This is a genomic window from Ideonella lacteola (assembly GCF_038066555.1).
Lineage (GTDB): Bacteria > Pseudomonadota > Gammaproteobacteria > Burkholderiales > Burkholderiaceae_C > Ideonella > Ideonella lacteola.
In genome coordinates this window covers 186,556-201,616 of record NZ_JBBUTG010000002.1, presented here as the reverse complement: position 1 = coordinate 201,616, position 15,061 = coordinate 186,556, and the positions used below count along the sequence as shown (strand labels likewise).

General features: G+C 68.9%; 11 protein-coding genes. 6 read left to right on the top strand and 5 right to left on the bottom strand.

Annotation, left to right across the window (positions count from 1 at the left end):
* Positions 1-9 precede the first annotated feature (9 nt).
* Positions 10-1,299, bottom strand: a complete 1,290-nt coding sequence (locus AACH06_RS04375; protein ID WP_341424405.1) for a glycoside hydrolase family 27 protein — start codon at positions 1,297-1,299, stop codon at positions 10-12.
* Between the two features lie 11 nt (positions 1,300-1,310).
* The gene (locus AACH06_RS04370; RefSeq protein ID WP_341424404.1) at positions 1,311-4,118 is read right to left on the bottom strand and encodes a TonB-dependent receptor; all 2,808 of its coding nucleotides are present in this window, start codon (positions 4,116-4,118) and stop codon (positions 1,311-1,313) included.
* A gap of 224 nt (positions 4,119-4,342) precedes the next feature.
* On the opposite strand from AACH06_RS04370, the gene AACH06_RS04365 reads away from it, so the two are divergent.
* From AACH06_RS04365 to AACH06_RS04350, 4 genes are all read left to right on the top strand, one after another.
* Entirely contained in the window at positions 4,343-4,546 is a 204-nt protein-coding gene (locus AACH06_RS04365; protein WP_341424403.1) for a hypothetical protein, read from the top strand.
* Positions 4,547-4,580: 34 nt separating this feature from the next.
* Entirely contained in the window at positions 4,581-4,937 is a 357-nt protein-coding gene (locus tag AACH06_RS04360; RefSeq protein WP_341424402.1) for a TraR/DksA family transcriptional regulator, read from the top strand.
* Between the two features lie 110 nt (positions 4,938-5,047).
* Positions 5,048-5,785: a winged helix-turn-helix domain-containing protein gene (locus AACH06_RS04355; protein ID WP_341424401.1), complete on the top strand. Its 738-nt coding sequence runs from the start codon at positions 5,048-5,050 to the stop codon at positions 5,783-5,785.
* 72 nt (positions 5,786-5,857) lie between these two features.
* Complete coding sequence (locus AACH06_RS04350) at positions 5,858-7,963, top strand: PAS domain S-box protein (protein ID WP_341424400.1); 2,106 nt, start codon at positions 5,858-5,860, stop codon at positions 7,961-7,963.
* Between the two features lie 13 nt (positions 7,964-7,976).
* On the opposite strand, the gene AACH06_RS04345 is transcribed toward AACH06_RS04350, so the two are convergent.
* Positions 7,977-8,771, bottom strand: a complete 795-nt coding sequence (locus AACH06_RS04345; RefSeq protein ID WP_341424399.1) for a Crp/Fnr family transcriptional regulator — start codon at positions 8,769-8,771, stop codon at positions 7,977-7,979.
* A 188-nt stretch (positions 8,772-8,959) separates the two neighbouring features.
* On the opposite strand from AACH06_RS04345, the gene AACH06_RS04340 reads away from it, so the two are divergent.
* Positions 8,960-9,511, top strand: coding sequence for a Rossmann-fold NAD(P)-binding domain-containing protein (locus tag AACH06_RS04340; RefSeq protein ID WP_341424398.1), 552 nt, complete (start codon positions 8,960-8,962; stop codon positions 9,509-9,511).
* A gap of 18 nt (positions 9,512-9,529) precedes the next feature.
* Positions 9,530-12,202 carry a bifunctional acetate--CoA ligase family protein/GNAT family N-acetyltransferase gene (locus AACH06_RS04335; protein WP_341424397.1) on the top strand — a complete coding sequence of 891 codons (2,673 nt, stop codon included), beginning with the start codon at positions 9,530-9,532 and terminating at the stop codon, positions 12,200-12,202.
* 94 nt (positions 12,203-12,296) lie between these two features.
* On the opposite strand, the gene AACH06_RS04330 is transcribed toward AACH06_RS04335, so the two are convergent.
* Both AACH06_RS04330 and AACH06_RS04325 read right to left on the bottom strand, forming a co-directional pair.
* Positions 12,297-13,592 carry an MgtC/SapB family protein gene (locus tag AACH06_RS04330; protein WP_341424396.1) on the bottom strand — a complete coding sequence of 432 codons (1,296 nt, stop codon included), beginning with the start codon at positions 13,590-13,592 and terminating at the stop codon, positions 12,297-12,299.
* A gap of 21 nt (positions 13,593-13,613) precedes the next feature.
* On the bottom strand, positions 13,614-14,969 hold the full coding sequence (locus AACH06_RS04325) for an MBL fold metallo-hydrolase RNA specificity domain-containing protein (RefSeq protein ID WP_341424395.1): 1,356 nt from the start codon (positions 14,967-14,969) through the stop codon (positions 13,614-13,616).
* Positions 14,970-15,061: the final 92 nt, after the last annotated feature.

Genomic DNA, 15,061 nt, shown 5'->3' with positions numbered 1-15,061 from the left:
CCACGTGTCTCAGTGGGTGGTGCTGTCAGGCAGCGGAGCCGCGGTCGAGCCCGGGACGGGGGTGAGCAGCAGCACCCGCGCCTCGTGGCTGATGACCTCGGCGGTGTAGGGAATGTCGACTTCGCCCAGATCGGCGTGGCGCCACAGATCGCGCACCCGATAGCGCTTCCAAGGCTCGCCCAGATCGCGACCTGGCGACACGGTGATCTCGGCGGTGGCGCTGCCGCGGTTAAGCAACGCCACGGCCACGCGGCCATCGGCCAGCGGTTTCGCGTAGACCTGCAACGGCCCGTCATCACGCACCTTCTCGGCAGGCGCGCCGAGCGGGTCCTGGTTCAGTGCGATGACCTCGCGGTTGGACAAGGTCTCCAGCGCGTACGGATCGAGCGTTCGCACATCCGCCCCAATCAGCAGCGGCGACGCAGCCAGAGCCCACAAGCTGAAGTGGGTGCGGTACTCGACATTCGAGGCGCCAGCGCCCACCAACTCGCGGCTGCGGCCGTTCAGCCCCACCACGAGCATGTCGAAGTCGTTCCAGTGGCCCGGGCCGGTGTGCTTGCCGAGCGCGATGCCGCGGTCGAGCATGTCCAGCACATCGAAGTAGTACTTCTCTCGGTTGCCGGGGTAGTCGAAATCGTCGGAGATGTCCTGCCCGATGCGCCAGTGGTTGGCACCGGCCTGGGCGCCCCACTCCCAGATGTCGGCCCAGCCGCAGTGGCAGGCGTGGTAGACGATCGGCCGGCCCGTGGCGCGCAGGGCCTGGCTCATCCGGCGCACGATGGGCTGCAGCGCATCACGCGGGGTGTCCTTGTGCGAGCAGCAGCTGTCGTACTTGAGGTGGTCCACACCCCACGAGGCGAACAGCTTGGCGTCCTCCTGCTCGTGGCCTTCGCTGCCGGTGAAGCCGGCGCAGGTCGTCTGCCCAGGGCCGCTGTAGATGCCCAGCTTGAAGCCCCGCTGGTGGGCGTAATCTGCCAGCCAGCGCATGCCATGCGGGAACTTGACCGGATCGGCCTCCAGAGGCTGCTGACGCCGCTCACCCTTGTGGCGCTGCCAGCCGTCGTCCAGGTTGATGTACACATAGCCCGCATCGCGCAAGCCGTTGGCCACCATGGCATCCATCGTCTGCACCAGCAGTTGCTCGTCGATGTGCTCGCCGAACTGGTTCCAACTGCTCCAGCCCATGGGCGGCGTGCGGGCCAGGCCGTTGTCGGCGGCCGCAGCCGCGCCCCCGGTGGCCGCGGCCACCGATGTGGTGACGACCATCGCCACGCACGCCCCAATCGCTCGAATACTCACCGCTTGGCCTTTCAGAATTTGATGGTCAATCCGGCCGTGTAGGTGCGGCCCCAGGTCTCGAAGCCGGCCAGGGCATCCGGGCGGCCCAGGTTGGCGCGGTAGTACGCATCGGTGAGGTTCTTGCCCTCGATGAACAGCGTGATTTCCGGCGTCAGGTTGTAGGCCGCCGATGCGGTCACCCAGGTCAGCGGCTCGCCGTAGCGGCTGTAGCTGCCCACCGCATCGAGCGCCTCGGTGTAGCGGCCGCTGTGGTCGAGTGCCACCTGGGCGTTGAGGCGATCGTCTTCGTACAGCAGCGCAATCGACACGGCCGAGCGCGACACGCCTTCGAGATCGCCAGCTTCGCGCCCGTTGACCCGCGCTCGCGTGTCGGTGCCGGAGTACTTCAGGTTGACGCCGAAGCCGTTGTCGAACAGGTGCTGGAAGCCGAACTCGTAGCCGAGGATCCGAGCCCGGTCGCCATTGATCGGGTGCTGGATGTCGAAGAGGTAGCCCGGCACGCCGATGTCGACGTTGTCGTCGATGGCGTAGGTGACGAAGTGACGGATGTTTTTCCAGAAGAGCGCGCCCGAGACCATCGAGCGACGGGTGTAGTACCACTCGAGCGAGAGGTCGGCCTGCGTGGCATCGACGGGCTTCAGGTTGGCATCGCCGCGCACGTCGATGCGCCAGGTTCGGTCCAGCGTGTGGTCTTCGGCGGTGGGCACCAGCTGATCGAGTGAAGGGCGCGACATCACCTTGGCGGCCGCGAGCCGCAATTGCAGATCGGGCCTGAAGCGGTAGGCGAAGTTCACCGATGGCAGCAGCTTGGTGTACTCGCCTCGCGCCGACACGGGCTCTGCCGGGCTGTAGGTCACGTCCGGGCTCGAGGTGGGGTCGTCGGGCGTGGGGTCGTCGATCGCGATGATGCGGTTGACGGCGGTGCGCGACGTGGTCTGGGTGCGCACCAGCCTCAGGCCGACGTTGGCCGACCAATCGTCGCCCGACAAGTCGGCCTGGAAGTAGGCGGACTGGGTGTCCTCAGTGACGCGGTAGGAGCGCACAGGGTTGACGCGCGCCGCCATCAGGCTGGAGTCGTAATACGTGCCGGTCGGCTGGCCGTTGTCGTCGAGGATCTCCACCCCGTCCAGCGCCTTCAGTGCATCGAAGTAGGCCGCGGTGTCGAAGCGCACGAAGGTGGTGGGGAAGCTGCCTCCCGCATGGCGCATGAAGTTCTTCAGCGTGAGCGGTCGCACCACATCGGCCCCGAGGTCAGCGAAGGTGTAGTGGTAGTTGCAGTACTGGCAGGCGTTCTCGAGGTTGTCCACCGTGCGGCGCGATTTCGCCCGGCGGGTGTCGGCCACGCCGAAGTGCAGCCGCTCGACCGGGCCCCACTCCACAGCCAGCTTGCCGCCCAGCGACAGGCCCTTGACGGTGTCGTGGATGTCGTCGCCCCCCAGCTCGGCCCAGTGCAGGGCGTAGTCATCGTTGCCCAATGTCGAGCTGGCGGCAGCCAGATCGCGACCGTCTTCAAGCGTCACGCGGATGTCGGGCAACGCGTGCCGGTTGGCGCTGAAGTAGCCGGTGTGGTTGCCCGGGATGCCGGCCACGACCCAGGTGTCCTTGCCGCCCGAATCGCGCACGGAGCGTGACACGTAGCCATCGGCCTCCAGCGTCAGGTCTCCCGTGGCCTTCCACTGCCCATTGAGGCCGATCTGGCTCGTGTCGACCACCCGGTTTTCGGTGCGGGTCACCACCTCGGGGGTCAGCCCGTGGATCGTCATGCCGGTGACGAGATGGTCGCGGATACTGACATCCGACCAGCGGTCTTCCGCATGCTCGACGTAATAGGCCTGGTGGTAGCCGATGGCCGGCGCGTCCAGCCGCGTGCCCAGCGCATCGAAGGTCAGCCTCAAGTCGTCGGTGGGCTTCCACTCGACCGCGGCCGACAACGCCGTGCGCTGCTTCTTCTGCTCGACGGCACCGAAGGCCACGCAGCACACCCCGAGCAGGTTCTGTTCATCGGGGGTGATGCGGTGGTCGCCGTTGGCGTCGAACTCGCCTGGCGAATCCGGGTTGTAGGTGAAGTCGAGCACCGAATCCGACCTCGTGCGCTGCGATGCGACGACCGCCCCCAGCACCACGCCCACCCGGTTGCCGGCGAAGGTGTCGCTGTACACGCCCGAAACCTTGCTGCCTCCCTGCTCGGACAGATCGTTGTACTGCCCCTCCAGCCGCAGCGACACATGGCGCCCCGGGTTGGCCAGCGCTCGGGCCGAGCGCAGGTTCACCGATCCGCCGATGCTGCCCTCGATCTGCGAGGCCTCGGCGGACTTCATCACGTCGGCCCCATAGATGGTTTCGGACGGCAGCACATCGAAAGCGAAGTCCCGGCCGTCGCCATCGGTGGCGAGGATGCGGCCGTTCAGCGTCACGATGCTGTACGCCGGCCCGAGGCCACGCACGTTCACGAACTGCCCTTCGCCGCCGTGGGTGCGCGAGATCGTCACCCCGGTCACGTGCGACAGCGAATCGGCGACGTTGTCGTCGGGGAACCGGCCCAGGTCCTCGGCCGCGATCGAATCCTGCACCACCGCCGAGTTGCGTTTGAGTTCGCGCGCCTTCAGCAAGCTGGCCCGGGTGCCGGTGACGGTGATCTGCTGTGCCGTGTCGGCATCGGCCGCGGGCATCGAGGCGGCCGGTTCCGCGGGCGCCGTGTTGGGCGCCGCGGCCCCGGCGTCCACGGGCGTGGACTGGGCGCCTGCCCAGGCAGGCCAGGCGAGCGCCAGAGCGGCCGCCAGCCCGCTCAACGCCCAAAGATCGGAGTGCCCTCGAACCATGCTGCTTTCCTTTTGCGAATGGATTCATGCTAAGGGGAAGCGAATGACAAGCACAATGCTTTTGTTTACTTTCGTTTGAAATAAATTCGAAGGTGTTCGGCGGCCATTCCAGCGGGCCCCAGCGGGCCATGGCCGTGACCGGCCTGGTCTTGTTGCACTGCGCGTTGACGGCGGCCGGGTTCAGGCAGACGATGGGGACTTGGCCGCCGCAAGGAGACATCACCATGGCTTCGACGCTCTCGCCGATTCCCCAACCTGCCGCACTGCCGGCCGACTGGTTTGGGGTCATTTCGCAGATGTGGTGGGCCGCCCAGGGCGCCCAATGGCAGGCGATGAGCGCCTGGCAAGATGCCGCCACGCAGATGCAGCAGGAACTCTGGGACGAGTGGACGGCCCGCTGGGCTTCCAGCGCCCGCCTCGATGATTGAGGCCGCCATGCAGCAAGCCATCTGGGGTGTCCACATGTCTGCCCGCCTCCGCCCGACCGAGGCCGCCCGCGAGCGGTTGGCCCAGCGAGCCCGACAGCTGGAGCAGTTGCTCCTTGCCGCGCGGCCGCGACGCGAAACCGAGCGGGAAGTCACCGACTTGAAAGACGGTGCGGCGGAAGAGGCCTTGGCCGAGATCGACAACGTCGACCTGCGCCGCCATCTGGCCGAGCTGCAGCTGATCGAGCATGCCCATCAGCGCCTGGCCGACGGCACTTACGGCGAATGCATCGATTGCGGCGAGTCGATCTCGCCCGCTCGGCTGCTCGCCCAGCCCACCGCCATGCGTTGCACCGCTTGCCAGCGCAACGCCGAACACCAGGGTCGACATTGACGCCGACGAGACCATCACGTGCCGCGCATCTGCGCCGTTAGTGCGAGCCTGAATCGAAAAGTGGCACGGTCAGCTGCTACCCTTGGTCGATTCCAGGTGCAACGGCTGCCGTGACCACTCCACAACACATCGCTGTCCTCGACGACGAACCCGACATCACCCAGCTGCTGGCGGGCTACCTGCAACAACAGGGATTCCGCGTATCGCAGACCCACCGGGGCGCGGAACTCCTCTCATTGATGATCGACGACGCACCTGCGCTGGTGCTGCTCGATCTCGGCCTGCCCGGCGAAGATGGCTTCTCGATCGCCCGCCAGTTGCGCGAACACTGGCGCTGCGGGCTCATCATCGTGACGGGCCGCGGTGACGCCGTCGACAAGATCGTGGGCCTCGAAGTCGGCGCCGACGACTATGTGACCAAGCCTTTCGACCTGCGCGAGCTGCTCGCCCGCATCAAGGCGGTGATGCGCCGCCTCACCCCCGCCGAGCCCGCCGCGGTGGCCACGGGCGCGCCCACGGCGCCGCCTCACGAGGCGCTCACATTTGACGGCTGGGTGCTCGACCTGGCCGCCCGCCGCCTGATCGATCCGGCCGGGCAGGATGTCAGCCTGACGGCCGGCGAATTCGACCTGCTGAGCGCGTTCGCCAAGCACCCGGGCCGGGTGCTGTCGCGCGACTTCCTGCTCGAACACACCCGCGGCCGTGAAGCGGCGCCCTTCGACCGGACGATCGACGTGCAGGTGGGCCGCCTGCGCAAGAAGCTCGAGGTCGATGCCGAGAATCCGCAGCGGATCAAGTCCGTGCGTGGCGCCGGCTACCTGTTCGTGCCCACCGTGAAAGCGGCCTGAGCGGCTGAGAGGCTTCACCCATGCCCACCTTGCACGCCAAAGCGCCGCCGCTCTTCGTTGCCAATGCTCGCCATGGCCGGTGACGCCGCCCCCTCGCCCGCCCTGCCCGCCGGCATCGAAGAAGAGGCGGTGTACCGCTCGCTGTTCAACGCCTACCCGGATGCGCTGTTGCTGGTCGATCGCGACGGCCAGATCTGCCTGGCCAACCCATCGGCCGCCCAGGTGCTGGGCTACACCGCGCATGAGTTGATCGGCATGTCGGTCGAGGCGCTGGTGCCCGACAGCATCCGGCCGCGCCACGCCGAGTACCGCAACGCCTACGGCCATGCCCCGCGCACCCGGCCGATGGGCACGCAAATGGATCTCGTGGCCCGCCGCAAAGATGGCAGCGAGGTGATGGTCGAGATCGCCCTCAGCCCACTGCAATCACACGGCCTGCCGTTCGTGGTGGCGGCCATCCGGAACATCAGTGCTTATCCGCGGGTGAAGCAGGCGTTGCAGCGGGCGCGCTACAGCGAGCATCTGGCGCAGTTCGGCCGCCTGGCGGTCGACACGCGCCACCCTCAGAGGCTGCTGGAGCAGGTGCCGACCATCGCGGCCCACGCACTGCAGGTCGATGCCTCGGTGGTGTTCCTTCTCAGTGCCGACCGGCAGAAATTCCGTGTGGCCAGCGGTGTGGGCACCTTGCCGTCGGAGGGACCGAGCGCGAGCGTGGACAACCACCCGCTCACCCCTCCCGGCTTCGTGGTGGCCCAAGGGCGGCCGGTGATCGTCGACGACTACCGCACCGAACAGCGCTTCCAGGTGCCGCCGGCCTACCTCGAAGCGGGCCTGGTCAGTGCCATGGCGGTGCCGCTGCTCGACCGCGGCCGCAGCGTCGGCGCGCTCACCGTACGCTCGCGCCAGCCGCAGCGCTTTGGCGACGATGAGCTGCGCTTTCTCGAATCGTTGTCCAGCCTGCTCGCCACCAGCTTGCAGCGCGCGCAATCGGAAGATGCGCTGAACCACGCCCAACGGCTGGAGAGCGTGGGCCAACTCACTGGCGGCATCGCGCACGACTTCAACAACCTGCTCACGGTGATCCAGGGCAACCTGCAGGTGCTCGAAGAGCTGCCGGCGCTGGCCGGTGACGCCTACGGCCAGCAGTTGCTCGCTGCCGCCTCGCGCGCGAGCCGACGTGCCGCCGAGCTGACCAGCAAGCTGCTGACCTTCTCTCGCCGGCAGGTGCTGCAAACCACCACGGTGGACGCAGGCGCGATGATCGTCTCGCTGGCCGACATGCTGCGCCGCACGATCGACCAGCGCATCCGCATCGAGACCGAGGTGCCCGATCAGGGCCCGGTGGTGCTGGCGGATCCCGGCCAGCTCGAATCGGCCCTGCTCAACATCGCCATCAACGCCCGCGATGCGATGCCCGAGGGCGGCACGCTGCGCTTTCGCGCGGTGCCCGAAACCCAGGTGCCGGTCGGCCTGCGCGGTGAGCTGGACGACCCCAGCTCGGCCGAGCAACCCTTCGTCGCCATCGCGATCACCGACACCGGCACCGGCATGCCCGAGGCCGTGAAGGAACGGGCCTTCGAGCCGTTCTTCACGACCAAGGGCGCCGGCCGCGGCACCGGCCTGGGCCTGTCCACCGTGTACGGCTTCGTCAAACAATCGAACGGCACGATCTCGATCGACAGCGCACCCGGCGCCGGCACCACGATCACGCTTTACATCCCACGCCCCTGGGACGACGAAGCCCTCCCGGAAGACGACGACGCTGGCGATGCTTCAGCCGTGCCGGCAGGCCTGAAGGTGCTGCTGGTGGAAGACGATGTGGAGGTCCGCAAGGTGGTGCAGACCTTCCTCGAAGCGCTGGGCTGCCGCGCCCACAGCACGAGCAGCGGTGAAGAAGCGCTGCTGGCCCTGGTGCCCGGCGCGTCGTTCGACCTGCTGCTGACCGACATCGCGCTCGGCCCCGGCATGCGGGGCACCGAGCTGGCGGCCGAGGCGCAGCGACGCTTCCCGGCCATGGCCATCCTGCTGATGTCGGGCTACTCGTCCGAGCTGATCGAAGCCGACCGCGATTCGCCCGCCAGCTGGGAGTTGCTTCGCAAGCCCTACACCCGCCACGAACTCGCGCGCGCCATCGCCCGGCTGTGGGCCGATCGCACCAAGCCAGGCGACGCCGCCTGACAGCCCGAAGGGATCACTGCAGCACGGCCGGGGTCGGAGCGAGGCAATGCTGGATGAAGGCGCTGAGGGCCCCCACATCGGGGATCTGCACTTCACGCCGGCCCTTCTCGGCAAAGCAGATCAGGCCCTGCTTGGACAGGCGCGACAGCGCGCGGCTGACCGTCTCGAGGGTCATGCCCAGGTAGTTGCCGATTTCAGCGCGGGTCATGCGCAGCGTGATCTGGTCGGTGCGAAGGCCGCGCTTGGCGAGCGATTCGGCCCAGTAACGCAGGAAGTCGGCCACGCGGGCGTCTGCTGGCAGCGAGCACACCGACATCAGCGAATCGCGATCTCGGGCGATCTCGCGGCTCATCGCCTCGTGCAGCAACTTCAGCAGCGCCGGTTGCGTGGCGCAGGCGGCCAGCAGGGCGTCGTAGCGGAAGCTCCAGACCTCGCCGGTGTCCATCGCGACCGTGTCGCAGGCATGGTGGCCGCTGGCGATGCCGTCGAACCCCAGCCAGTCACCGCGGAACTTCAGGCCCACCACCTGCTCACGCCCGTCGTTGGACAGGTTCACCACCTTGACCATGCCCGAATTCAGGATGTGCAGGTGGCTGAAACGCTGGCCCGCCTGGTAGACCGCGTCGCCGGCATGCACCACGCGGCGCTGGGGTGAGAGCTGATCCTGCACCAGGCGCAGCGTCTCGGCGATCGCCTGGGCCATGCGCTGGGTCTCGCCGTCGTCGCTGCGCGAGGTGACGGCGGCGCGGGCTGCCATGTTCGGGGCAGTGCGCGGGGCCAGCGGGGCGGCGGTGTGGGCGGTCAGCATGGTGGGCTCCTGGGCGGTGGGATGCGATTCGTTGTCGGTGACTGTAGGCAGCCCAGGGCAATGGCCGTTCAACGCAGTGCGTCGCTCGGTAACACTCAGTCAACGGTTTGTGATCGATCTGTATCAGCACAAATCCGAGAAGCGGCGGTTGACCTGAATCAAGGCCGCCCGAACGCCCACCGGTAGGCTTGCCCCAACCTGACAGCGCCACGTCGGCGCGTCGGCGCTTCATGTTGAACAGCCTGCCTCCTCCCGTTCAGGGCTCATCGGCCCCCTTGTCCGCCAGCGAACGCACCGGCCTGATGGCGAGCGCCCGCGCGTTGAAGCAAAGCGTGCTCGGTGGCGCACCGCGGCCCTCGCTGCGCGGCACCAATCTTGGCTTGGTCACCGAATCAGAAGGGTCTGGGGAGGCGGCGTTGTTTCAAGCGGCCGCGCTCGAGCTGGGCGCGCGCGTGGTCTGCATCCGGCCCAGCGTGGCCCACATCGCCAGCCCGGATGCGGTGCGCGACACCGCGCGGGTGCTGGGCCGTCTGTACGCCGCGCTCGAATGCCAGGGGCTGCCGCCGGCGGTGGTGGCCCAGATCCGCCAGCATGCCGGTGTGCCGGTGTTCGACAGCCTGGCCGGCAACGATCACCCCAGCGCTGCGCTGGCCATGGAATTGGGCGACGAGGCCGAAGGCGGGCTGAACCGGCGCTGCGTGCTGCAGGCCGCGCTGCTGGGCGCGCTGGCCGCGGCCTGATCGCCGGGCCGAGCCGCGATGAGCGTCATCCACCTGTCTTCGCTGCTCTCACCTGCCTCGGTGGTGGTGCTGGGCGCCAGCGACCGCGATGGCAGTGTCGGCGCCACCGTGTGGCGCAACCTGCGCAGCCGCTTCCGCGGCCCCACCTTCGCGGTCAACCCCCGGCTGTCGACGCTGGATGGCGAGCCGGTACACGCCCGCGTGGCCGATCTGCCCCAGGTGCCCGAGCTGGCCCTGTTGTGCACGCCGCCGGCCACCGTGCCCGGCCTGATCGCCGAGCTGGCCCGAGCCGGCACGCGCGCCGCCATCGTCATGACAGCCGGCCTCGACGCTGCACAAAAGCAAGCGGCACTCCACGCAGCGCGTCCGCACCGCATGCGGCTGCTCGGCCCCAACTGCATCGGATTGCTGAGCCCGAAGATCGGCCTGAACGCGAGCTTTGCGCACACCGATGCGCAGCCGGGCCCGCTGGCACTGGTGTCGCAATCGGGGGCGCTTTTGACCGCCGTGCTCGACTGGGCCCGGGCACGGCAGATCGGTTTCTCTCACCTCGTGTCGCTGGGCGAGCGCATGGATGTGGATGCGGGCGACCTGCTCGACCACCTGGCCAGCGACGCCTCCACGAGGGCCATCCTGCTGTACCTCGAATCGGTGGAGGCGGCACGCAAGTTCATGTCCGCCGCGCGGGCCGCCGCGCGCAACAAGCCGGTCATCGTCGTGAAGGCTGGCCGAGCGGGGCAAGGCATGAAGGCCGCGGCCTCGCACACCGGCGCGCTGGCGGGCTCGGATGTGGTGATCGAGGCCGCCATCCGGCGCGCCGGCATGCTGCGCGTCGATACCCTGCAGGATCTCTTCCTCGCCGCCGAAACTCTGGCCCGCTTCGCACCACGCGGCGAAGGCCGCCTGGCCCTGATGACCAATGGCGGGGGGGCCGGCGTGCTGGCGGCAGACGCGGCCGCCCGAGTGGGCCTGGAACTCGCCACGCTGAGCGACGCCACCCTGGCCGAGTTGGACGCTGCGCTGCCGGGCACCTGGTCGCATGGCAACCCGGTGGACATCATCGGCGACGCGCCGGTGGCGCGCTACCACACCGCCTTGCGCACCCTGCTTGCCGCCCCGGAGGTGGACGCGGTGCTGTTCATGCACGCGCCCACTGCCATCGTGCGCAGCGACGAAATTGCCCGGGCCTGCGCACCGCTGGTGCGCTCGGCCGAGGGGCGCGTGATGGCCTGCTGGCTGGGCGACCCTGCCGTGGCAGAGGCACGCCGCATCTTCGAGCAGGCCGGTGCCGCAGACTACCCGACGCCCGAAGAAGCGGTGCGCGCCTTCGCGATGTTGGCGAGCTACCGTCGCAACCAGGCCCAGCTGATGGAGGTGCCCAGCGCCAGCGAATACGGCCCGCCCGACGTGGCCGCCGCGCGCCGCCTCATCGGCCAGGCGCTGGCCGACGGGCGCGAGCTGCTGAACGAGACCGAGGCCAAGCAGGTGCTGCGCGCCTACGGCATCCCGACCGTGCCCACCGAAGCCACACGGCCCAGCGCAGACGCCGCGGCCGAGGCAGCTCGCCGACTCGGCTACCCGGTGGCGTTGAAGATCCTCTCGCCCGACATCAGCCACAAGAGCGATGTAGGCGGCGTGGCGCTGGGCCTGGCCGATGAGGCAGCGCTGTGCAGCGCGGTGGCCCGCATGCTGGAGCGGGTGGGCGCCGCCCGGCCCGACGCGCGGCTGACCGGCTTCAGCGTGCAGCCGATGGCGCAGCGGCCCCATGCGCAAGAGCTGATCGTCGGCGCCAGCATCGACGCGGGCTTCGGCCCGGTGGTGATGGTGGGCCGCGGCGGCACGGCGGTGGAGGTGGAAGCCGATCGGGTCATCGGGTTGCCGCCACTCAACCGGGTGCTGGCGCGCGAAATGATCTCGCGCACCGCGGTGGCGCGCTTGCTGGCCGGCTACCGCGATCACCCACCGGCGCAGCTCGACGCCATCGCCGACGTGTTGATGGCGGTCGCGCAGATGCAGGCCGATCTGCCGGAGCTGGCCGAGCTCGACATCAACCCGCTGTGGGCCGATGAGCATGGCGTGCTCGCACTCGATGCACGCATCCGCGTGGCGGCATCGGCACCGGCAGGCCCGGCGCATTTTGCGATCCAGCCCTACCCTGCCGATTGGGCGCGGCGCGTGGACTGGCAGGGCACACCGCTGTGCATCCGGCCGATACGCCCGGAGGACGAACCGCAGCACCGCGCCTTCATCGACCATGTGTCGGCCGACGACCTGCGACTGCGCTTCTTCAGCGTGCGCCGAGAGCTGCCCCGGCGCGAATTCGCGCGTCTGACGCAGATCGACTACGGCCGCGAGATGGCGTTCATCGCCGTGCGCGAAGGCACCACGCCCGAGACGCTGGGCGTCGCACGGGCGATCACCGACCCCGACGGGATCGAAGCCGAGTTCGCGGTGGTGGTGCGCACCGACCTACACCGCCAGGGCCTGGGCCGGTTGCTGATGCAGCAGTTGGCAGACTACCTGGCGGCCCGTGGCGTGCAACGCATGGTGGGCAACGTGCTGCGTGAGAACGACGCCATGCGCGCCATGGCACGGCGCATGGGCTTCGACACCGACCCCACCAGCTCGGACCGCGAGATGATCCGCGTGGTGCGCCTGTTGCAGGCGCCGCGAGAGGCGAGCGCCTCTTGAACGGTGGATCTTGAGTGGCTCGGCATGATGGCGCGGTGACCGGGCAGCGCAAGACTTCGCCCGTTCGCCCGGCCTCAGCGCCCCAGCCTCGGCATCAGGCCCCCGCCGCGAGCAACAAGCCCGCGCCCACGAGCGTGGCGGCGACCCACCCCAGGGTGACCCGGCGCCCGAAGGCATGGCCGCCCCAGCCGTAGGCCAGGCCCACCTTGGTGAGCACATTGGTCAGACAGGCGAGCGCGATGCCGCGTGCGGCCACGGAGGCGACCAACGACTCGTCCGCCACCCGCCGGGCCAGCGAGACCACGATGGCATCCACATCCACCAGGCCCGAAGCGGCCACCGCGCCGTACAAGCCCGAATCCCCGAACCAGGCCTTGCAGGCATCGACCATCACCGTGACCACCGCCAGCAGCGCACCGAACGACAGCACGGTGCCCAGATCAAAGGGCTTGATCGCCGCCTCGTCCACAGCGACCGTCGCGTCGGCCTGAGCACCCGCCACCGCGGGCGCCGCCTGTTCCCGCTGATGCCAATGCCAGCCGCACAGCGCGAACATCACCACCGCGCCACCCGCCAACGGCAGCGCCAGCAGGCGCAGCAGCGAAGGCTGCATCACTGCGACGATGAGGCCGATGCGCACGAACATGACCCCGCCGGCAGCGAGCGCGCCCGCGGCGGCCACCGGCACACTCGCGCGATCCAGCGCGGCGCGGCGGGCCAGCGTGAGGGTGACGGTGGTGGATGAGGTGACCCCGCCGAGCACACCCGTCCAGAGCATGCCGCGCTCGGGCCCACTCAAGCGCATCACGACATGGCTGCCAAAGGACATGCCCGCCAGCAGCACCACCGCCCACCAGAGCCGGTAGGGGTTGAGCGACGCATTCGGCCCCATGCCGGTATCGGGCAGCCAGGGCAGCACCACCACCGACAGCACCAGGAACTGAAGCGCAGCGCGCCACTCTCGCAACTCGACCAATCGCAACCAGCCGTGCAGCGTGGCCTTGTAGTCCAGCAGCAGCGCCACCACGACCGCGGCCGAGAGGGCCACCACCGCATGGCCGGAAGCCGCGAGCGCGCCCAGGGCCGAGGTGAGAAGGCCGGTGACCGCGGTGGTGGCGCTCAGCGACGGGCCTTGCCGTGTCGATTCACGATAGCCCACCGCCATCACCACACCGATGGCCAGCAGCCCGGCTGGCAAGGCCCAGGCAGCTTGTGGCAGGCTGGCCAGCACGCCGCCGAATAAGCCAATCAACGAAAAGGTGCGCAGCCCGGCCACCCGGCTGCCGTCGGGCTGGTCCCGCGTGCGCCAGCCCTGCTCCAAGCCAATGAGCCAACCCACGCCGAGCGCGGCGGCCAGTCCCACCGCCACCTGCGACAGCGGCTCAGACACGGACAACTCCTGCCATCGTCTTCACCACGCCACGGTGTCGCGGTATTCGGGCACGCGACAGTGCCAACCGTGACGCTCTTCGATGGCCTGCCGCAATGAATCGGCCGCCACGGGCTCGCCGTGTGTCACGAAGACCTGCCGCGGCGCCGAGGGCATGGCGCCTACCCACGCGAGCAGCTCTTGCCGGTCGGCGTGCGCCGAGAACGAGTCGATCTGATGAACCTCGGCCCGCACGGGGATGTGTTCGCCGTGGATCTTCACCGTCGGCGCGCCGGCGACGATCGAGGCGCCGCGGGTGCCCGCCGCCTGGAAGCCAGCGAAGATCAGGCTGTTGCGCTCGTCCGGTGCAAAGGCCTTCAGGTGATGCAGCACGCGGCCACCGGACGCCATGCCGCTGGCCGAAATGATCACCGCGGGCACCCTCAGGCTGTTGAGCTTCTTCGATTCTTCGACGGTCGACACGATGTGGGCCGCATGGCGCATCGCTTCGAACTCGGCCGGCGAGATGCGGTGCTCGGCCGCATGGCGTTCATACAGCCCGGTGGCCTCGGCAGCCATCGGGCTGTTGAGGAAGACCGGGATGCCGGGAATGCGCCCCTGCTGACGCAACCGGTGCAGGGCCAGCAGCAGGGTTTGGGCGCGTCCCACCGCGAAGGCGGGGATCACCACCACCCCGCCACGGCGCGCGGTGCGGCTGACGATGTCGGCGATCAGGTCCAGCGGCTCGCCGCCGTCGTGCAATCGATCGCCGTAGGTGGACTCGACGATCAGCCAGTCGGCGGCCTCCGGCGGCATGGGCGGCGGCATCAGCATGTCGTTCGAGCGGCCCAGGTCACCGGAGAACAGCGCCGTGCCACCCTCCCAGGCCACCCGCACACTGGCCGCCCCCAGCAGGTGGCCGGCCCGTTGCAGCTTGACCTGCAAGCCCGGCACCGGCTCGAAGACCTCGCCGAAGTGATGCACTTTGAACCGGCCGATCGCGGCGCGCGCCGCTTCTTCGGTGTACAGGGGCAGCGCGGGGTGATGCTTGGAGAAACCATGCCGGTTGGCATACTCGGCCTCTTCTTCCAGCAGGCGGCCCGAGTCGGGCAGCAGCAACGCACACAGATCGCGGGTGGGCGCACTGGCATGCACGGCGCCTCGAAAGCCCTGCTCGATCAGGCGCGGAATGAAGCCACTGTGGTCCAGGTGCGCATGCGACAGCACCACCGCGTCGATCGATGCCGGCGCGATGGGGAATTCGTCCCAGTTGCGCAGGCGCAGTTGCTTGAGGCCCTGGAACAGGCCGGCATCCACGAGCAGGCGTCGGCCGTCGTGCTCCAGCAGGTACTTCGAGCCGGTCACCGTGCCGGTGCCGCCCAGGAATGTGAGCTTCATGCGGTGCCTTCGTGTGGGTTGTCGCCGGCTCCGACGTTAGCCCCACCCGGGCATCACCACTTGACGGTGGTCAATCGGCGCCAAAGCGCCTT

Bases quoted from the DNA above. Each gene is read 5' to 3' on its own strand.
- AACH06_RS04370 (WP_341424404.1), bottom strand. From the start codon at position 4,118: ATGGTTCGAGGGCACTCCGATCTTTGGGCGTTGAGCGGGCTGGCGGCC.
- AACH06_RS04365 (WP_341424403.1), top strand. From the start codon at position 4,343: ATGGCTTCGACGCTCTCGCCGATTCCCCAACCTGCCGCACTGCCGGCC.
- AACH06_RS04360 (WP_341424402.1), top strand. From the start codon at position 4,581: ATGTCTGCCCGCCTCCGCCCGACCGAGGCCGCCCGCGAGCGGTTGGCC.
- AACH06_RS04350 (WP_341424400.1), top strand. From the start codon at position 5,858: ATGGCCGGTGACGCCGCCCCCTCGCCCGCCCTGCCCGCCGGCATCGAA.
- AACH06_RS04345 (WP_341424399.1), bottom strand. From the start codon at position 8,771: ATGCTGACCGCCCACACCGCCGCCCCGCTGGCCCCGCGCACTGCCCCG.
- AACH06_RS04335 (WP_341424397.1), top strand. From the start codon at position 9,530: ATGAGCGTCATCCACCTGTCTTCGCTGCTCTCACCTGCCTCGGTGGTG.
- AACH06_RS04325 (WP_341424395.1), bottom strand. From the start codon at position 14,969: ATGAAGCTCACATTCCTGGGCGGCACCGGCACGGTGACCGGCTCGAAG.